This window comes from Sorangium sp. So ce1504 (genome assembly GCF_051521635.1).
In the GTDB taxonomy this organism is placed as follows: domain Bacteria; phylum Myxococcota_A; class Polyangia; order Polyangiales; family Polyangiaceae; genus Sorangium; species Sorangium cellulosum_B.
Window position 1 is genome coordinate 11,834,663 of sequence record NZ_CP150365.1, and the last position, 20,875, is coordinate 11,855,537.

Annotated in this window: 4 protein-coding genes; all 4 read right to left on the bottom strand. The window is 74.4% G+C overall.

What is annotated here, in order from left to right; all coding sequences use genetic code 11:
- Window positions 1-38 precede the first annotated feature (38 nt).
- From WMF39_RS44660 to WMF39_RS44675, 4 genes are read right to left on the bottom strand one after another with little or no spacing between them, the layout of a single operon-like run.
- Window positions 39-1,493: a diaminobutyrate--2-oxoglutarate transaminase gene (locus WMF39_RS44660; protein WP_437742522.1), complete on the bottom strand. Its 1,455-nt coding sequence runs from the start codon at window positions 1,491-1,493 to the stop codon at window positions 39-41.
- Window positions 1,490-5,506: a non-ribosomal peptide synthetase gene (locus WMF39_RS44665; protein WP_437742523.1), complete on the bottom strand. Its 4,017-nt coding sequence runs from the start codon at window positions 5,504-5,506 to the stop codon at window positions 1,490-1,492. Before WMF39_RS44665 ends, WMF39_RS44660 begins: the two co-directional genes overlap by 4 nt.
- Window positions 5,503-14,505: an amino acid adenylation domain-containing protein gene (locus WMF39_RS44670; protein WP_437742524.1), complete on the bottom strand. Its 9,003-nt coding sequence runs from the start codon at window positions 14,503-14,505 to the stop codon at window positions 5,503-5,505. Before WMF39_RS44670 ends, WMF39_RS44665 begins: the two co-directional genes overlap by 4 nt.
- A 3-nt stretch (window positions 14,506-14,508) precedes the next feature.
- Complete coding sequence (locus tag WMF39_RS44675) at window positions 14,509-20,874, bottom strand: amino acid adenylation domain-containing protein (protein ID WP_437742525.1); 6,366 nt, start codon at window positions 20,872-20,874, stop codon at window positions 14,509-14,511.
- Window position 20,875: the final 1 nt, after the last annotated feature.

Genomic DNA, 20,875 nt, shown 5'->3' on the forward strand with positions numbered 1-20,875 from the left:
GCCTCCGTGTCCCCGAGATCCCTCCTCCCGAACGACAGCTACAGAGAAGCCGCCGCCAGCGCCTGGCCGAAGATCCTCGCCGCCTCGTCGATCTGCGCCGCCGTGATGATGAGCGGCGGCAGAAAGCGCACCACGCTGCCGTGGCGGCCGCCGAGCTCCACGATCATCCCCCGCCGCAGGCACTCGCGCTGCACGCGCCCGGCGAGGTCGCGGTGGGCAGGGCGCGCCCCGAGCGCGTCGGGCGCGGCCGCCGCGTCCACGAGCTCCACGCCGACCATCAGGCCGCGCCCGCGCACGTCGCCGATGCAGGCGTGCTCCCTGGCGAGCGCGGTGAGCTGCGCCATGAGCCGCGCGCCGAGCTCCGCGGCCGCCGCGTCCAGGCGCTCCGCGCGCAGCACCGACAGCGTGACCGAGCCCGCCGCCATCGCGAGCTGGTTGCCGCGGAACGTGCCGGCGTGGGCGCCCGGACGCCAGGTGTCGAAGCGCTCGTGATACACCACCACCGAGAGCGGCAGTCCGCCGCCCAGCGCCTTCGACAGGACCAGCACGTCCGGCTCGATGCCGGCGTGCTCGAACGCGAACATGCGCCCGGTGCGGCCAAAGCCCGTCTGCACCTCGTCGAGGATCAGCGGGATATCATGGCGCGTCGCGAGCTCCCGCAGCCCCTTCAGCCAGGCGACCGGCGCCGGGATCATGCCCCCCTCGCCCTGCACCGCCTCGACGATGATGGCAGCAGGCGTGGGCACGCCGCCCTCCGGATCGGACAGCAGGTTGCCGATGTACGCGAGCGAGGCCGCGATGCCGGCGTCGCCGCCGAGGCCGAACGGGCAGCGGTACTCGTACGGATACGGCAAGAACTGCACGCCTTGCAGGCTGGAGCCGAGCGCCGCCTTGGGCCCGAGGTTGCCCATCAGGGTGAGCGCGCCCTGCGTCATGCCGTGGTACGCGCCCTGAAAGGCCAGCACCGTGCCGCGCCCGGTCGCGAGCTTGACCAGCTTCAGCGCGGCTTCGACGGCATCCGCCCCCGTGGGGCCGCAGAACTGGACGCGCGCATGGCGGGCAAAGGTCGCCGGCAACACGCCGAGCACGTCCTGCGTGAAGCGATCTTTGACAGGCGTGGTGAGGTCGAGCGTGTGGAGCGGTAGACCGGAGTGCAGCGTCCGCACCAGGACGTCGGTGACCGCCGGGTGGTTGTGCCCTAGCGCCAGGGTGCCGGCCCCGGCCAGACAATCGAGGAACACGCGCCCCTCGACGTCTTCCACATACACGCCCTGCGCGCGCGAGAGCGCCAGCGGCAGCCGCCGCGGGTACGATCGGGCGTTCGACTCGCGCTGCCGCTGCCGCTCGAGCAAGGGGTGATCCCCGAGCTCGTACAGCGCGCGCCGCCGGTGGCGCTCGCCGAGCTCCGCGGCGAGGCCCGCGTGAAGGGGTGATCTGGAGGCCGCCGGCACCGGGTCCGACACAGGCAAACTGGAAGCTGCAGACAGACTCATGGGGTGACTCCCTGGTGAGAAGGGTTGTTCCGCTCCGGGCGCTCCAGGGCGCGCTCTGCCGGGTCCAGGACCTCCAGGGTCTCGCGTATGCGCGCATGCGCGTCGGCCCCCTGCACGGCGGCGATATGATCGCCGGGAAGAATCGCTGTGCGCACCGCTCCCGCCGTGTACTGCTGCCAGTCCATGGGCGGGCCGCCGTGGTGCGCGATCGTCTCGGCGCTCCACCACACGTGGATCGGCGCCGCGACGCACCGCTGCGGCAGATCCTTCGTGAGCAGGGCCGCGCCTCGGAGCAGCGCGTACCGGTGGTAATACGCGGCGGGCGGGATGTCGCTCGACGCGAAGCCGCGGGCCTGCGCCCAGCGCACGGCCTCCGCCACGCGATCGCCGTCGCTCAGCCCCTTCAGCCGCGCTCGCAGCGCGTCGAGCTCCGCCGGCGCGAGCGCGAGCAGCTCCGCGCTGCGGCCCTGATCGATGTACGCCGCCAGCTCCTCGACGACATCCGGCTCGCCCGTCGCGTAGAGGCGCGTGCGTGGCTGCGAGTCCAGCATGCCGAGGAAGGCGACCCGCTCGCCCTGCTCCTCCAGCGTCCGCGCGACGGCGAGCGCCAGCACGCCGCCCACGGACCACCCGAGGAGGCGGTACGGCCCGCGCGGTTGCCGCTCCCGGATCTCGCGCGACAGCCGCTCGACGATCCGAGGCAGCGAGAGCGCGCCGGCGTCTTCCGCGAGCGACGGGCCCAGATCGAGCCCGAGAACCGGCTGCTCCTCGCTCATGGCCGCAGCGAGGCCCTGGTAGGCCATGACGTGCAGGCCCGAGGAGTCCACGCAGAAGAGCGGGGGGCGCGACCCGCCCGCGCGGAGCTCGACGACGCTCGACGCCGGACGCCCGGCGTCGAGCAGCCTGGCGAGCCCGGCGATCGTCGGCGCCTCGAAGATCGCCATCAACGACAGCGCGCCGCCGAGCGCCTGCTGGATCCGGTGCATCAGCGGGATCGCCATCAGCGAGTGCCCGCCGAGGTCGAAGAAGTTGTCCTCGACGCCGACCTGCGGGCGCCCCAGGACGTCGGCCCAGATCGCCGCGAGCGTCTCCTCGACCGGCGTCCGCGGCGCGACGTACTCGCGCCGCCGGCGCGCGGCAGGGCTGGGCAGCGCCTTGCGATCGACCTTCCCGTTCGCGGTCAGCGGCAATGCGTGCAGCAGCACGAAGTCGCTCGGATGCATGTACTCAGGGAGCCGGTCCTTGAGGAACGCGCGCAGCGCGGCCTCGTCGAGCGCTCCCTCCCGGGGGACGACGTACGCGACGATGGTCGGCGCGACCGCGCCGTCCTGGCGCGCGGCGATGACGACCGCCTGCCCGACCGCGGGGTGCTCCCGGACCCGCGCCTCGATCTCCCCGAGCTCCACGCGAAAGCCGCGGATCTTCACCTGGTGATCGCGCCGGCCCATGAACTCGATGGCGCCGTCGGGCCGGTACCGCGCCCGATCACCCGTCCGGTAGAGGCGCGCGCCCACGCCGAACGGGTGCGGCACGAACCGCTCCGCGGTCAGATCCGGCTGGCCCAGGTATCCGCGCGAGAGCCCGGCGCCGCCCAGGTACAGCTCGCCCACCGTGCCCACGGGCGCCGGCTCCAGGCGCTCGTCGAGCACGTACGCCTCCGCGTTGGCCAGCGGGCGGCCGATCGGCACCGACGCGCACCCGCGCCGGTCGCGCAGCTCGCGCAGCGGCAAGACCAGCGCGCCCACCGTCGTCTCGGTCGGCCCGTAGTGGTTCGCCACGGCGCAGCCGCTCGAGAGCGCCGCGATCCGCTCGATGAGGGCGAACGGCAGCGCCTCTCCGCCGAGCACCAGGAGCCGCCGCGGCAGCACCGCCGCCCCCTCGCCCGTGTCGAGCAGCGCGCTCAGGTGCGACGGCACGATCTTCAGCACGTCGATCGGCCAGCGCCGGTAGTACTCCGAGAAGAGCCGGCCGTCGGTCGCCGTCTCGTAGCCGATCACGTGGAGGCAGCCGCCCGAGGCGAGCGCGCCGAAGATGCTCGTGTTGCCGAGGTCGGCGCTCAACGTCGAGACGGTCGCGAAGTGCAGCCCGGCCTCGATGATCCCGAGCGCCTCGCACACCGAGCGCGTGTAGCTGGCGATCCCGCGGTGCGTGACGCCGACGCCCTTGGGCTCACCGGTCGAGCCCGACGTGAAGACGACGGACGCGAGATCGTCGGGCAGCACCGGCACGGCGGGCTCGCCTTCGGGCTCGCCGTCGAGCAGCGCCGCGTCGTCCAGGGAGAGGACGGCGCAATCGGTGTCCGGCAGGTCCGGCAGCCGGGCGCGGACGGGCGCGTTCGTGAGCAGGACGGAGAAGCCCGCGCGCCGGATCTGCTGGGTGAGCCGCTGCACGGGGGCGTGCGGGTCGAGCGGCACGTAGGCGCCGCCGGCCTTCAGGATGCCGAGGAGGCCAGCGATCATGTCCACGGATCGCTCGCCGCAGAGGCCTACCGGGCTGCCGCCGCCGACGCCGCGCCGGCGGAGGTGGTGGGCGAGCCGGTTGGCCTGCTGGTTGAGCTCGCGGTAGGTCAGCCGCCGGTCGCCCGCGACCACCGCCAGCGCCTCGGGCTGCCGCGCCGCATGCTCCTCGAACGCCTCGTGCAGGCACCGCGGGGGCGCGACGTCGTGCGCCGCCCCCCGGCCCTCGGAGAGCCGCCGCGCCCGCTCCGTGGGGCCGAGCAGGCCGAGGCGCGGGGCGGACTCCGACCAGGCCTCGGCAGCGCTGCCGAGCAGCGCCCGGTACTGCTCGGCCATCGCCAGGGCGCCCTCCGCGCCGCAGCGGCGCGCGTCGTGCCAGAGCGAGAGGCGCACGCGGCCCCGCCCGCGCTGGGCCGAGAGCGCGAGCTTGAGCCCGCCCGCGCCCATGCACTGGCGCTCGACGTGCCATGCGAGGCCGCCCGCCACCCTGGGCTCGGGGAGCGAGGAGAACTCGAAGCCGACGGTGCTCCCGGGCCCCCCGGCGTCCGGCAGGTCGGGGTTCCAGTGCTCCTCCTCCTCGGTCGCCTCGTCGACGCCCGCCTGAGTCCGGCGCACCAGCTCGGCGAACCGCTGCGCCTCGTCCACGCGGCACGGGACCGGGAGCCACTTGGCCACCGGGCCCATGACCTCCTGGACGTCCTCGATCCTACGCACGGCCGATGCCACCGCGACGACGAGCTCCCGCGCGCCGGTGAGGCGCGCGAGGTGGAGCTGGAAGGCCGCGAGCAGTACCGACGAGAGCGAGGCGCCCTCGCCGCGGGCCAGCGACTCCAGCCGGCCGAGCAGCGCCGCGTCGACGTCGACGTCGACGACCTCGCCGGAAGCGCCGCCCTCCTCGGCGGCGCCCTCCTCGGCGGCGCCCTCGAACGGGAGGACGACGGGTATCCCCGAAGGAGCCGGAGCGCTCTCCGCCGAGTCGACAAGATCGTTCTGCCACTCGGCGAACTGGGCGTACTGCACGGGCTCCACCCCGGCCTCCTGCCGCTCGCCGGCGCCGCCGGCGTAGGCCTCGGCCAGCTCGCGGAACAGGAGGTCCAGCGTCCACGCGTCGGCAGAGAGCGCGGGCGCGGCGACGAGCAGGTCGTGCAGCCGCTCGGCGCGGCGCACCAGCCACACGTGGAGCAGCGGCCCGCGCTCGAGGTCGACCTTGAGCCGCGCGGCCTCGCGCCAGAGCGCTTCGACGTGCGCCTCCTGCTCGCCGGTCGCGCGGCCGCCCAGATCCACCCGGTGCCACGCGGGCGCCGCCCCGCCGACGGCCTGCAGCGGGAACTTGAGGCGCGGATCCCGGCGGAACGTCGTCCTCAGGATCTCGTGGCGCGCGACGACCTCGCCGAGGGCGCCGGCCATGCGGGCGGCGTCGAGGTCGCCCTCCAGGCGGATCAACCCGCGCGCGAACACCGTGGTTCCGCTCCGGTGGAGCGCCCACAGGCGCCGCTGCTGCGGCGACAGGCGCACGCCCTGCACGCTCGGCCCGAGCTCGGTGGCCTGCATCGTCATGACGCCACCGCGCCGTCCGACGCCCGCGACGCCTGCGTCGCCTGCGTCGCCCGCTCGGCCGTCATCATCTCGCCCATGGCCACCACGATCTTCCGCGGGCCCGAGAACGGATCGCGGCCGTGGGCCACGAGCATGTTGTCGAGCAGGATGATGTCGCCCTCCTGCCACGGGAACCGCACGGCGCAGCGCTCGTAGGCCTCGCCGAGCGCGCGCGTCGTCTCGACCTCGATCGGCGCGCCGTCGCCGTAGGTCACGTTGCGAGGCAGCCACTGCTCGCCGACCATCGCCAGCAGCGACTCGCGTACCGGCGCCTCCAGGTACGCCGGGTGGTGCAGCTGGATCTGGTTGAAGAACACCTGCTCTCCCGTCTTCGGGTGCGAGAGCACGGCCGGCCCGCGCTGGCTGATCCGCAGCCGGCCGCCCGCGAGCCAGTCGCACCGCATGCCGCCCGCGCGGCAGCGCTCCTCCACGACCGCGGGATCCGTGGTGTGGAAGAAGTCCTGCCAGCCCACGTCGAAGCCCGGCGTGAAATTCCGCACGTAGAGCAGCCCCGACCGCCGGAAGCGCTCGCGGACGTCGGGCGCGAGGGCCTCGTAGAGCCTCCGGCAGTCCACGATCGGCGTCGCGCCGCCCTCCGGCGCGGCCTGCACGCAGAAGAACCACTGCTTGAGCGGCCAGCGCGGCAGGTGCGAGCTCTCGTTGTGGAACAGGATGGCCTTGTCGGCCGGGTAGGGCGTCGAGCTGTAGATGTGCTGTCCGGTCTTCTCCCGGGGAAGATCGCCGTACTCGCCGAACAGCTCGCCGCAGATGGCCTGCGCGACCTGCTCGAACTCCGGGGCCGACCGGATCGGGAAGCCGCGGAACAGCACGGCCCCGTGCCGGAGCAGCTGCGCCTCGACGAACGCCCGCTCCTCGCGGGCCCAGGCCGCGAGATCCACGTCGGCCACCGCCGGCTTCACGACCAGCGGCAGCGGCCCGTCGCTCAGCGTGCTGGTCGCGACCAGCGCGCTCGGGCCCATGTCCACCTTGCGGGGGGTGATGCGCTTGAGGCTCCGGAGCCGGCCCTCGTCGCGCGCGCGTCCTTCCACGGTGCGTTCCTTCCTCTCCGCTGCCGCGAGCGCCGTCACGCGGCGGTCGGGGTCGTCCACGATGGCCCGCAGCACGGCCATGAAGTGGGCCGCCATCGCCTCGATGGTGGGCGGCTCGAACAGATCGGCGCGGTACTTCCACGTGCACGCGAGCCCCTCGTCCGTCTCCTCGACGAACACGCCGAGGTCGAACCGCGACACCTCGCGGTCGAGATCCATGGCGCTGAAGCGCACGCCGGGCAGCGAGATCTCGGACGCCGGCACGTTCTGCAGGACGAACAGCGTCTGCACGAGGGGGTGGCGGCCGGGCTCGCGGGCCGGCCGCACGGCGTCGACCACCTGCTCGAACGGCAGATCCTGGTGCGCGTACGCGTCGAGCGTGACCTCCCGGACCCGCTGAAGGAGCTCCCGGAACGTGGGCAGGCCGCCGAGATCCGTGCGCAGGACCAGCAGGTTCACGAAGAACCCGATGAGCCCCTCGGTCTCCGCGCGGTTGCGGCCCGCGACGTCGGTCCCGACGAGGACGTCGCTCTGGCCCGTGCGCCCGAGGAGCACGACCTTGAACGCCGCGAGCAGCGTCATGAAGAGCGTGGCGCCCTCGCGCCGTCCGAGCGCGCGCAGCGCCTCGGAGAGCGCGCGGTCCACCGCGATCGTGCGGCGCCCGCCGCGGTAGGTCGACGCGGCGGACCGGGGGTGATCCGGGCGCAGATCGAGCGCCGGCGGAGGCCCGGCGAGCCGCTCGCGCCAGGCGCCGAGCAGCGCCTCGCGGACCGGCCCCTTGATCCACTGCCGCTGCCAGACCGCGAAGTCCGCGTACTGGACGGGCAGCGGCCGCAGCGCCGGCGGCCGCCCGGCCCTCGCCGCCGCGTACAGCTCGGCCAGGTCCGCGACCAGCACGTTCATGGTCCAGCCGTCCGCCACGATGTGGTGGACGACGACGACCAGCACGAGCTCGTCGTGGCGCAGCTGGATCGCGGTCAGCCGCAGGAGCGGCCCGCGACCGAGATCGAAGGGCCGCTCCGCGCGGTCCGTCGCCAGGCGCTGGACCGCCGCGCCGCGCTCCACGTCGGGCGTCGCGGACAGGTCCACCACCTCGAACCCCGGCGCCCCCTCGGGGGCGATCACCTGCACCGGCTCGCCCGAGACCACGCCGAACGTGGTCCTCAGCGACTCGTGGCGCCGGACGAGCGCCGCGAGGCTCTCCTGGAGCACCGCGAGGTCGAGCTCCCCCTCGACGCGCACGGCCGCGGTCATGTTGTACCCGGCGCTGTCGGGCTCGAGCTGGGCCAGGAACCACAGGCGCTGCTGCGCGAACGAGAGCGGCAGCGGCCCCTGCCGCGGCACCGCGACGAGCGGCGGCGCCGCGGCCGCGGGCGCGCCGCCGGCCGGAGCGCGGCGCCGATCGACGTCGCGGGCGAGCTCCGCCACCGTGGGGTGATCGAACAGGCTGCGGAGCGGCAGCTCGACGCCGAGCGCCTTGCGCACGCGCGACACGACCTGCGTGGCCAGCAGCGAGTGCCCGCCCAGCTCGAAGAAGCCCGCGTGGACGGGGACCCGCTCGATCCCCAGCACCTCCGCCCAGATGCCCGCGAGGGCCTCCTCGGTCGGCGTCGTCGGGGCGCCGGCCGCCGCGCTCCCCGCATCGACCGCGGGCGCCTCCGGCGCCGGCAGCGCCTTGCGGTCCACCTTGCCGTTCGGGGTGAGCGGCAGCGCGGGCAGGGCGACGAAGACGGGCGGCACCATGTAGTCGGGCAGCGCCTCCTTCAGGAAGTCGCGCAGGCGCTCGGGCGCAGGGGTCGCGCCGCCCTCGCCGACGACATAGGCCACGAGCCGCTTGCCCGAGGTGCGCTCCTCCCGGACCGTGACCACGGCCTCCCGGACCTCCGGGTGCCGCGCGAGGCGCGCCTCGATCTCCCCGAGCTCGATGCGGAAGCCGCGGATCTTCACCTGATGATCCCGCCGCCCCGCGAACTCGAGGGTGCCGTCCGCGAGGCGCCGGCCGAGATCGCCGGTGCGGTACATGCGCGCGCCGGGCGCGCCGCCGAACGGGTCGGGCACGAAGGCCTCGGCGGTCCGGGCGGGGTCGTTCAGGTAGCCGCGCCCCACGCCGATGCCCGTGACGCAGATCTCGCCGGTCACGCCGACGGGCGCGAGGTCGTCGCCCGTCACGACGTGGAGCCCCACGTTGGGCACGGGCCGGCCGATGGGCACGTGGGTGACCTCCGGCCCCGGGGCCGCCGTCATCACGTGCAGCGCGACGTCGTCGGCGCACTCGGCCGGACCGTAGGCGTTCATCAGGGGGACGCGGGGGTGGCGCGCGAACCACTGGCGGCAGAGGTCGGGCGTCAGCGCCTCGCCGGTGGGCAGCATCCACCGGAGGCGCGCGAGGCGCGGCGCGTCCTCATCGGCCGCCACGAGCTCCCTGAGGAGCGACGGGACCAGCTCGAGGACCGTGATCCCCTGCGCCTCGGCCTCCTCCAGCAGGCGCCGCGGATCGCCCACGATCTCCTCGGGGACGATGTGCACGCGGCCGCCGCAGAGCAGCGCCGAGAGCAGCTGCCACACGGAGATGTCGAAGCACTGGGACGCGGTCTGGCCGATCACGTCCGAGGGGCCGAGCTCCAGCGCGGGGATCTTCCCCCACACGTTGTTGAGCATCCCCGCGTGCTCGACCATCGCGCCCTTCGGCACGCCGGTCGACCCGCTCGTGGTGATCACGTAGGCGAGGTGGCCGGGGCCGGCGAGCCGCGGCAGGTCGCCTTCGGGCGCGGGCCCGCGCTGCGCGGCGAGGCGCTCGCGCGTCACGAACCGCGGCCGCGCCGGCTCCGGCAGGTGCGCGAGCGCCTTCGCGAGCCGCGGGACCCACGCGTCCGAGGTCACGACCACCGGCGCCCGGCTCGCCTCGACGACGCCGGCGATGCGCTGCTCCGGCTGGTGGGGATCGAGCGGGAGGTACGCGCCGCCGGCCTTGAGCACGCCGAGCACCGCGACGACCAGCTCGATGTCGCGCGACTCGAGCACGGCGACGATCGTGTCCGGACCGACCCCCTGGGCCCGCAGCGCGTGGGCCACGTGGTTCGCGGCGCGGTTCAGGGCCGAGTAGGTGAGCCTGCGCCCGCGGCACGTGACGGCGTCCGCGTCCGGCGTCCTCCGCGCCTGGGCCTCGAAGAGCGCCACGTAGCTCGGCGCGGCGGGCTCCGTGCCCCTCGTGTCGTTCCACTCCCGCAGGAGCGTCCGGCGCTCGCGCTCGTCGAGGAGCGAGAGGTCGCCCAGCCGCGCCTCGGGGCGGCGGGCCATCTCTTCCAGGAGCTGGATCAGGTGGCCCAGCATCCGCGCGACGGCGTCGCGATCGAACAGGCGCCGGTCGTACGAGAGCCGGATGCCGAGCCCCGCGCCCGGGTAGGCCACGACCGTCATCGGGTAGTTCGTGTGGACCCGGTCCTGCTCGTAGGAGAGGCCGACGTCGCCCACCTGCTCCCCGAGGCGCGGATCCTTCGGCGCGTTCTCGAAGACGAGGAGGCTGTTGAACAGCGAAAGGCCCTTGGGGAGCTCGCTCCACCGCTGGATCTCCACGAGCGGCGGGTACTCGAACTCGCGGATCCGGTAGTTGTGGGCGAGGAGGCCCTTGAGCCACGGCAGGAGCGGCTGCTCGGGCGACACGCGCACCCGGAGCGGCAGGCTGTTGATGAACAGGCCGACGATCGTCTCCACGCCGGGCAGATCGGTCGGGCGGCCTGCCACGGTCACGCCGAACACGACGTCGCGCTGGCCGCTGTAGCGGCTCAGGAGGAGCGCCCAGGCCCCTTGCACGAGGGTGTTGGGCGTCAGCTCATGCTGGTTCGCGATCCGGAGGAGCGCCTCGGTCATGGCCGGGGGCAGCTCGACGAACTCGTCGCTCACCCCGGCCCTCGCGCCGTCGGGGGCGGCCCGATCGATGCCGAGCGGCGTCGGCTCGGCGAAGCCGCGGAGCTCCTCGCGCCAGAACCGCTCGGCCGCCGAGAGGTCCTGCCGCGCGAGCCAGGCGATGTAGTCCCGGTAGGGGCGCGGCTCGGGCAGCTCCAGCGCGCGGCCCGCGACCGATGCCTCGTAATAAGACAGGCACTCCATCATGATCACGGAGAAGCACCAGTCGTCCGTGAGGATGTGGTGGAAGCTCCGCACGATGCGGTGAGCGTCCTCCGCCAGGCGGAACAGCCGGATCCGGATCAGCGGCGCCCGGGTCATGTCGAGCCCGGCGGCGAGCTCGGCCTCGAGCGTCTCGGCGACGCGCCTCTCCTGCTCGGCCTCGGTCAGATCGCGGAGGTCGATGACCTGGATCACCTCGGAGAGGTCGACCTCGCGGTGGACGAGCTGGAGCGGCCGCTCCAGGTCCTTCCAGACGAAGGACGTCCTCAGGATCGGGTGCCGCGCCGCCACCCGGCGCCAGGCCTCGACGAGGCGGCCGGCGTCGAGCGGGCCGCGCCACACGTAGTGCTGCTGCATCAGGTAGATGCCAGAGCCGGGGTTCAGGCGGGTGTGGAAGAGCATGCCCTCCTGCATCGGCGAGAGCGGGTAGACGTCATCGAGCCCCGACGTCTCCGGCAGGCTGCGCGCGATCTCGTCCTGCGTGAGGCCGCTCAGCGAGAACGGCGACGGCGGCGGCGCGGGCGCGCACGGCGCCGCCTGGCACGGCTCGCCCTGCGGCGGCGCTCCCGCCTGGCCTGTGCCCGCGGGGCCGGACGCCGCGACCGCAGCGGCGGCGGCCACCGTGGGGTGATCGAACAGGTGCTTCGGGCTCAGCTTGATGCCGCGCTGGTTGGCGCGCGCGATGACCTGGAGGCTCCGGATGGAGTCGCCGCCGAGGGCGAAGAAGTTGTCGTGGATGCCGACCCGCTCCACGCGCAGGATGTCGGCCCAGATCTGGGCGAGGGTGGCCTCGACCTCGTTCCGGGGCGCGACGAAGCCGCCGGCCTCCGGCGCGCCCGCCCGCTCGGGCTCCGGCAGCGCCGCGCGGTCGATCTTGCCGTTCGGGGTGAGCGGCAGCGCCGGCAGCGGCACGATCACGGCGGGCACCATGGTTTCGGGCAGCTGCTTCGCGAGCCGCGCGCGGAGCGCCTCCGCGTCGAGCGCCGCCGCCTCGCGGGCCACGACGTAGGCCACGAGGCGCACGGCCCCGCCGCTGTCCCGCGCCGCCACGACCGCCTCGCGCACCTCGGGCTGCTCGCGCAGCCGCGCCTCGATCTCGCCCAGCTCCACGCGGTGGCCGCGCAGCTTGATCTGGTGATCGGTGCGCCCGAGGAACTCGATCGCGCCGTTCGCAAGGAGGCGCACCCGATCCCCGGTGCGGTACAGCCGACCCCCCGGGACGCCCCCGAACGGATCCGGGACGAAGCGCTCCGCCGTCAGCTCGGGGCGAGCGTGGTAGCCGCGCGTCACGCCGGCTCCTCCCAGGTAGAGCTCCCCGGGCACGCCCACCGGTACCGGTTCAAAATTTACACCAAGGACATACGCTTGGGTGTTGGGGAGCGGCCGTCCGATGGGCACGGTCGTTCCGGAGCGGCCGCCCGCTGGGTCGACCTGCCATGTGAGCGAGCCAACGGTCGTCTCGGTGGGGCCGTAGTGGTTCACGACGGTGCAGCCCGGCGCGAGCGTCCGGATCCGCTCGATGAGCTCCCAGCTCGAGGCCTCTCCGCCGACCACGAGGCAGCGCGTCGGCAGTACGCGCTCGGGGCGCGCCGCCTCGAGGAGCGCGGCGAGGTGGCTGGGGACGATCTTGAGGGCGTCGACCCCGTGGCGGCTCATGTACTCGGCGGTCGCGTCAGGATCGAAGATCCGCGCCTCGGACAGGACGTGCAGCGCGCGGCCCGAGCAGAGCGCGCCGAAGAGCGACGTGTGCCCGAGGTCCGCGGCCACGGTCGAGACGAGCGCCATGCCGCCGCCCTCGGCGAGGGGCAGCCGCGCGAGCACGCCGCGCACGTAGTTCACGAGGTGGCGGTGCTCGACGGCCACGCCCTTCGGTCGCCCCGTCGAGCCCGACGTGTAGATGAGGTAGGCGAGGTTGCCAGGCCGGGCCGTCTCGCCGAGCGGTGTGTCGGATTCGGCCGCGAGGGCGCTCGCGTCGCGGTCCAGGAAGAGCAGCGAGGGCCCCGGCCCGTCGAACGCGCCGGCCCACTGCTCCTGGGTGACCACGACGCGCGCGCCGCTGTCCTCCACGACGGCGCGGAGCCGATCGCGCGGGAACTTCGGGTCGACGGGCACATACGCGGCGCCCGCCTTGAGCACGCCGAGCAGCGCGAGGACCATCTCCGCCGAGCGCTCGATGCACAGGACGACCCGGTCCTCGGGCCCCACGCCGAGCGCCCGCAGCCTCCGCGCCAGCTGGTTCGTCTTCCGGTCGAGCTCCCCGTAGGTCAGCGCCGTCTCCTCGCAGGCGACCGCGAGCGCGTCGGGCCGCGCGGCGGCGTGCGCCTCGAAGAGCTCGTGGACGCAGGCCGCCGGCGGGGAGGCCGTGGCCGTCGCGTTCAGATCGGTGAGCAGGCGCCGCCGCTCGGCGGCGCCCACGAGGGGCAGCTCGGCCAGGCGTGCGTGCGGCCGCGCCGCCATCGCCTCGAGCAGCGCGCGGCACTGGGCGAGCAGGCTGGCCGCGGCGTCGTGCGCGAGGCGGCGGCGCTCGTAGCAGAGGATCAGGCCCAGATCGCCCGCCGGCTCCACGATGAGCGACACCGGGTAGTTGTTGCGTCCGGCGGTGAGCAGGGCGCCGCCCTCGCGCCCGCCGCCGGGCCGGGGCAAGGCGCGGACGCGCAGGTCGAGGAGCGCGCCGCCGACGTCCTCCTCGGGGTAGCTGTCGAACACCACCAGGGTGTCGAAGAGCGACTGCCCGCCCGGCACCTCGCTCCAGCGCTGGACGAGGGACAGGGGGGTCCACTCGTGCTGGCGCAGCTCGCTGTTCCGGTCCTGCAGCCGCAGGAGCCACGCGGCGAGCGGCTCGTGCTCGTCCACGCGGACCCGCACCGGCAGGGTGTTGATCAGCATGCCGACGATGGCCTCGGAGCCGGGGAGCTCCGGGGGCCGGCCGGACACCGTGGCGCCGAAGACCACGTCGGGCTCTCCGCTGTGCCGGGACAGCAGGAGGGCCCACGCGCCTTGCACGAGGGTGTTCAGCGTGACGCGCAGGCGGCGCGCGCAGGCCGCGAGCGCCTGCGTCTCTTCCCGCGAGAAGCGCAGCTCCTGCTCGGCGAAGGGGAACGCGCCGTCGCCCGCCGCGGCCGCGGCCGGGGCGGCCCCCAGGGGGAGCGGCGTCGTCGTCCGGAACCTGGCCAGCGCGCCGCGGAAGAACCGCTCGGCCGCCCCCTCGTCCTGGGCCTGCACCCACGCGAGGTACTCCCGGTACGGGCGCGCCCGCGGCAGCTCGGGGATCGCGCCCCGCACGAGCGCCTGATACGCGAACAGCGCCTCTCTCAGCAGGAGGGCGAAGCCCCACCCGTCCAGCAAGAGGTGGTGATGGCTGTTGATGAAGCAATGGGCGTCGTCCGCGAGCCGCACCAGCGTGACCCGCATGAGGGGGGCCTTGAGCAGGTCGAAGCCGGCGCGCCGGTCCGCGGCCATGAGCGCGGAGAGCGCCTCCTCGCGCTCGCGCGCGGCGAGCCCGCGGAGATCGTGGCGCGCCACCGGGATCGTCGCCCGCTGCCGGACGACCTGCACCGGCCTGGCGACGCCCTCCCAGACGAAGCCGGTGCGCAGGATCGTGTGCCGCTCCGCGAGCGCCTGCCAGGCGCGCTCGAAGGCGTCCGGATCGAGCGGTCCCTCCAGCAGGAAGGCCGCCTGCACGAAGTACGGGTCCGTGGACCGGTCCGAGACCGCATGGAAGAGCAACCCCTGCTGGAGCGGGGAGAGATAGTGAATCGACTCAACGTCCTTCTTGTTGTTCGCCATGGCTCAGTCCAGTCGTTCGAGGATGGAGTCCAGCTCGTCCGGCGCGAGCGCGACATCGGTGAAGTCCGACGGCGTGTAGCCGCCGGCTTCGGGTGAAAGGCAGTGCGCGATCAGCTCTCTCAGCGCGTCGCGCCACCGCGCGCTGACCGCCGCGATCGTCGCCTGCCGGTACCGCGCGGCGCTGTAGCGGAAGGTCGCCTCGAGGCGGCCGTCGTACACGGCCGCGTCGATCTCGATCTCGTACGCGAGCGGGCTGCGCGGGTCGTGCTCGGCGCCGGGCGGCTCCTCGGCCAGGGAGAACCGCGCGCCGGCGCCCACCACCTGGTCCCACTGCCCGAGGTAGTTGAACCCGACGCCGAGCGCCGGCAGGCGGCGCAGCCGGTCGGCGATCGCCCCCCTCCCGAGCTCCCGCACCGCGCCGTAGGGGAGGCCGCGCCGCGGGACGCGGCGGAGCTGCTCCTTCACCGTCTTGAGCACGGCGCCCGGCGCCGCGTCGGGCGCGACCTCGAGCAGCACCGGGTAGACGCTCGTGAACCAGCCGACCGTGCGCGATAGATCCAGGTCGTCGCCGTCGAGCGCCTCGCGCCCGTGGCCCTCGACCTCGATGCCCGCGAGCGCGCGGCCGGTCCACCGGGCGAGGGCCAGCGCGAGCCCGGCCAGGAGGAACTCGTCGATGCGCGTCCGGTACGCCTCCGACACCGCCTCCAGCAGCGACCGCGTCTCCACCCCGCTCAGCCCCACCTTGAGCGTCGCCATGGCCGTCTCCGCGCGGTCCCCCGCCGGATCGTCGACCGGCAGCGGCGCGAGGCGATCCCACGGCAGACCGAGCCAGAAGGCCGCCTCTTCCTCGAGCGCGGCGTCCTGCGCCGCGGCGTCGAGGCGCTCCGCCCACCGCGCGAACGAGGTGGTCCTGTCGGGCAGCTGCGCCGGCGCCCCGCGGCGGGCCTGATCGTAAGCGGCCTCCAGATCCTCGAGGAGGACCCGCCATGACACGCCGTCGACGACGAGGTGGTGCGCGATCAGGAGCAGCCGCCCCGGCCTGCCGGCGCCGAGATCGAAGCCGACCACGCGCAGCAGCGGCCCGTCCGCGAGGTCGAGGCTCGCCTGCCACCGGGTCGCGTGCGCCTCGATCTCCCTCGGCTGCTCGGCCTCGAGCACCCGGGCGAGGTCCACCCGGTGCACGACCGCGGCGGGCTCGTTGAACGGCGCGAGCGTCTGGCGGACGCCGCGCTCTCCGGGCACGAAGCGCAGCCGCAGCGCGCCGTGGTGGCGCAGGAGCGCCTGCACCGCCGCTTCCAGCGCCGGCCACACGAGCGGCTCGGCGACCGTGAGCAGCAGCGCCTGGTTCCAGTGGTGCGGGTTCGGCAGGTCGCGCGCGAAGTACCGCCGCTGGATCGGCGTCAGCGGCACGTCGCCCCCCGCCGGCTCCTCCTCGTCCGGCGCCGCGGCGGCGCCCGTGGAGAGGCCCGCCGCGGCGGCCAGCGCCGCGAGGGTCTGGTGCTGGAACATCTGGCGGGCGGTCAGGCGGAGGCCCGCCTGCTTCGCGCGCGAGACGACCTGCAGGCTCAGGATCGAGTCGCCCCCCAGCTCGAAGAAGTTGTCGTCGCGGTCAACGCGCTCGCGACCCAGGACCGCCGCCCAGATCTCGGCGAGCTGCGCCTCGATGGCCGCGACGTCGTGCGCCGCGGCCGGGCGCGCTTCTCCCGCGCCGGACGGCGGCGCCGCCTCGAGCTCGAGGCCCGCGTCCGCGGGCGGCGCTGCCTCGGGCTGCTCGGTCAGCGCCGGTGCCGGCGGCTCCGGCAGCGGCAGCTCGCTGAGCCGCGCGGTCGGCCGCGCGACGATCGTCTCCAGGAGCGCGCGGAGGTCGTCCGCCATGCGGCGGATGGTGCGCTCCTCGAAGAGCTCGGTGCTGTACTCGAACGAGCCGCGCAGCCCCTCCGGCGCGGTCACCATGTGGAGCGAGAGGTCGAACTGGGCGCTGCCCGGATCCACCTCGACGGGCAGGATCTCGAGGCCGTCGAGCGGGCGCGCGCGCCGCGCGGCCTCCTGGAGCGAGAACATCACCTGGAACAGCGGGGTGCTGCCGAGATCCCGCGCCGGCCGGAGCGCCTTCACGAGCTGCTCGAACGGCAGGTCCTGGTGCGCCTGCGCGGCCAGCACCTCCTCGCGCGCCTGCGAGAGGAGATCGGCGAAGCGCGGGTCGCCGCCGAGGTCCGCCCGGAGCACGAGCGTGTTGGCGAAGAGCCCGATGAGCCCCTCGATCTCGACGCGCGTGCGGCCCGCGATCGGCGTCCCGATGCACAGGTCCGTCTGGCCGCTCCTGCGCGCGACCAGCGCCTGGAACGCGGCCAGGAGCAGCATGAACGACGTGACCCCCTGGCCGCGCGCGAGCGCGGACAGCGCGGCCGACAGCTCGCGCGGGAGCGCGAAGTTGTGGCGGGCGCCGCGGTACGATCGCGCGGCGGGGCGCGGCCGATCGGTGGGCAGCCGCAGGACCGGCGGCTCCGTGCCGAGCCGCTGCCGGAAGTAGGCGAGCTGCTGATCGAGCACCGCCCCCGTGAGCCACCCGCGCTGCCACCGGGCGTAGTCGGCGTACTGGATCGGGAGCGGCGGGAGCGCGGCGGCGCGCCCCTCGGCGTCGGCGGCGTAGAGCTCGGTCACCTCGCCGACGAGGACGTTCATGGACCAGCCGTCCGACACGATGTGATGGAGGACGACGAGCAGGAGGTGCTCGCGCTCGTGGAGGCGCACGAGCGCGATCCGGAGCAGCGGCCCGCCGGTCAGGTCGAAGGGCAGGCGGGCCTGCTCCTCGAGCAGGCGCCGCGCTTCGGCCTCGCGCGCCTCGCGCGCCTCCTCCGGCGCGGCGCCGAGATCCACGAACGAGAGCGCCACCGGCCGCTCGGCGTGGACGAGCGCCTCCGCGTGGCCGTCGCGCTCCGCGAACGTGGCGCGCAGGGACTCGTGGCGGCGGACGACCGCGGCGAAGCTGCGCTCGAGCCGGGCCACGTCGAGCGGCCCGAGCAGGCGCACGGCCGCCGGGACGTTGTAGGACGCCGCGGTCTCCTCGAGCTGCGCGATGAACCAGAGGCGCTCCTGCGCGAACGAGAGCGGCGACGGGCCGCCCTGCGGCTGCGGGAGGAGCGGCGGCGCCGGCGGGGCCGGAGGGCCGCGCCGCGCCGCCTCCGCGGCGCGCGCCTGGGCGGCCACCGTCGGCGTCTCGAAGAACGCGCGGAGCGGCAGCTCGACGTCGAGCACGCGGCGCACGCGCGAGAGGACCTGCGTCAGCAGCAGCGAGTGGCCGCCGAGGTCGAAGAACGAGTCCTCCACCGAGACGCGCTCCACGCCCAGCACCTCGGCCCAGATCCCCGCGAGCAGCTCCTCGGTGGCCGTGCGCGGCGCCACGTGGCGGATCGCGTCGCCGGACTCGGGGACGGGCAGCTCGCGCCGGTCCACCTTGCCGTTCGCCGTGCGGGGGAGCGCCGGCAGGGACACGACGACCGGCGGCACCATGTACTCGGGCAGGCGCTCCGCGAGCCACGCGCGCAGCGCCTCCGCGGCCGGCGCAGGGCTCGCGGCGGCCACGTAGGCGACGAGCCGCCGCACGCCCGGCCGGTCCTCGCGGACGAGCACCACGGCCTCCTTCACGTCGGGGTGCTCGGCGAGCCGCGCCTCGATCTCGCCGAGCTCGATGCGGTAGCCCCGCAGCTTGACCTGGTGGTCGCGCCGGCCGGCGAACTCGATCGTGCCGTCGTCGCGGTAGCGGCCGAGATCCCCGGTCCGGTAGAGCCGGCGCCCCGGCGCCTTGCTGAAGGGGTCGGGGAGGAACGCGGCGGCGGTCCGGCCCGGGTCGCCCAGGTAGCCGCGCCCGACGCCGACGCCGCCCACGTACAGCTCGCCGGTCACGCCGACCGGCGACGGGGCGAGCAGGCGATCGAGGACGTAGAGCCGGAGGCCGTCCACGGGCCGCCCGATCGGGACCTGAGCGTCGTCCGCCGCGGGCGGCGCCGTCAGCGCGTGCAGCGCCACGTCGTCCGAGCACTCCGCGGGCCCGTAGGCGTTCATGAGGGGCACCGCCGGGAAGCGCTCGAGCCACGCCCGGGCGAGCGCGGCGGGGAGCGCCTCGCCGGTCGGCAGGACCCAGCGCAGCCGCTCGAGGCCCGGCGGCGCGGGGCGCTCGAGCGCCGCGTCCAGCATGCCCTGGAGCACGGCGGGGACGACCTCGATGACGGCGATCCCCCGGCGCTCGACGTGCTCGAGCAGGCGGCCCGGATCGCGCGTGATCTCGTCGGGCACGATGTCGACCGTGCCGCCGAAGAGCAGGGCGGTGAGGAACTGCCAGACCGAGATGTCGAAGCACGGCGACGCCGTCTGCGCGATGACGTCGCCCGCCGCGAGGCCGAGCCGCGGGACCTTGCTCAGCATGTTGTTGAGCATCCCGCGCCGCTCGACCATCGCGCCCTTGGGCACCCCGGTGGAGCCGCTCGTGTAGATGACGTAGGCGAGGTGATCGGGCCCCCCGCGCTCCTCGGGGTCCTCGTCGGAAGAGGCCTTGTCGAGGGCGTCCTCGAGGATCGCGATCGCCGGCCGGCGCGGCCCGGGCAGCAAAGAAATGGCTCTTTCCAAAGCCTCGCGGTGCCGCTCGCGGGTCAGCACGACCCGGGGCTCGCTCGACGCGAGGATCTGCGCCACGCGCTCGGCCGGGTAGGCGGGGTCGAGCGGCACGTAGGCCCCGCCGGCCTTGAACACGGCGAGGATCATGGTGAGCAGCGGGATGCCGCGGTCGTCGAGCAGCGCGACCCGCTGCTCGGGGCCGGCGCCACGCGCGCGCAGCGCGTGCGCCGCGCGGTTCGCGTCGCGGTTCAGCGCGGCGTACGTCAGCCGCTGATCCGCGCAGGACACGGCGACGGCGTCCGGCGTCCGGGCGACCTGGGCGCGGAAGCGCGCGGCGTAGGACGAGAGATCCTCCTCGGCCGCGGGCGCCGTGTTCCAGGCCACGAGCGCCTGCTCTCGCTCTGCCGGCGTGAGGAGCGGCAGGTCGCCGAGGCGCGCGTCGGGCCGCGCGGCCATGGCCTCGAGGAGCGCGCGGAGGTGCCCGAGCAGCCGCTCGGCGAGCTCGGGCCGTACGCGCGACCGGTCGTAGACGAGCTGGAGGGGCAGCTCGGCGCCGGGCCACGACATGACCGTGAGCGGGTAGTTCGTGTGGACGCGGGCGCGGAAGTCCGCGATCCGGAAGACGATCCGCCCCTCGCGGAGCGCGGGGTCGATCGGCGCGTTCTCGAACACGAGGAGGCTCTGGAACAGCGACCTTCCGCGCTCGATCTCGCTCCAGCGCTGGATGTCCACGAGCGGCGTGTGCTCGTGCTGCCGCAGCTTGAGGTTCCGATCGAGGAGCGCGGCGAGCCACGGCAGGAGCGGCTCCTCCGCGGGGACCGGGACGCGCAGCGGCAGCGTGTTGATGAAGAGGCCGAGGATGGACTCGACCCCTGGCAGCTCCGGCGGGCGTCCGGCGACGGTGACGCCGAAGAGCACCTCGGGCTCGCCGCTGTAGCGGCTGAGGAGCAGGGCCCAGGCGCCCTGCACCAGCGTGTTGAGCGTGAGGCGGTGGCGCTGCACGAGCGCGCGCAGCGCGGCCGAAGGCTCCGCGCCGAGCCGGATCACGAGGCTGTCGATCTGCGCGTGATCCGCGGCCGCCGCCTGGGCGGAGCGCTCCTCGAACCCGAGGGGCGTCGGCGCGGAGAAGCCCTGGAGGGCGTCCCGCCAGAAGGCCTCTCCGGCCTGAGGATCCTTTCGCCCGAGCCACTCGATGTAATCGCGGTAGGGGCGCGCGGGCGCGGGGCGCGGCACCTCGCCCCGGGCCAGCGCCTCGTAGTGAGCGAGGAAGTCCATCATCAGGAGCGACGTGCACCACTCGTCGAGGAGGATGTGGTGGAAGCTGTGGACGAGCTCATAGGTCTTGTCGCTCAGGCGGACGAGGCGGAGGCGCATCACCGGCGCCTTGCCGAAGTCGAGCCCCTGATCGAGCTCGGCGCCGAGCACCTCGGAGAGGCGCGCCTCCTGGGCCTCTCCGGTGAGGCCCCGGTAGTCGAGCACCTCGAACGGCAGCTCGACCGTCTTGTGGACCACCTGGAGCGGGCGCTTCTGGCTCCTCCAGACGAAGGAGGTGCGCAGGATCGCGTGTCGCGCCACCACCTCTCGCCAGCCCCTGACGAACGCGTCGAGCTGCAGATCGCCCTCGATACGATAGCGATTCTGCATGAGGTAGACGCCCGAGGACGGGCGCAGCAGCGTGTGGAACAGCATCCCCTCCTGCATGGGAGAGAGGGGATAGACGCTTTCGATGTTTGCAGAGGGATCAGGCTTGGTAGACACG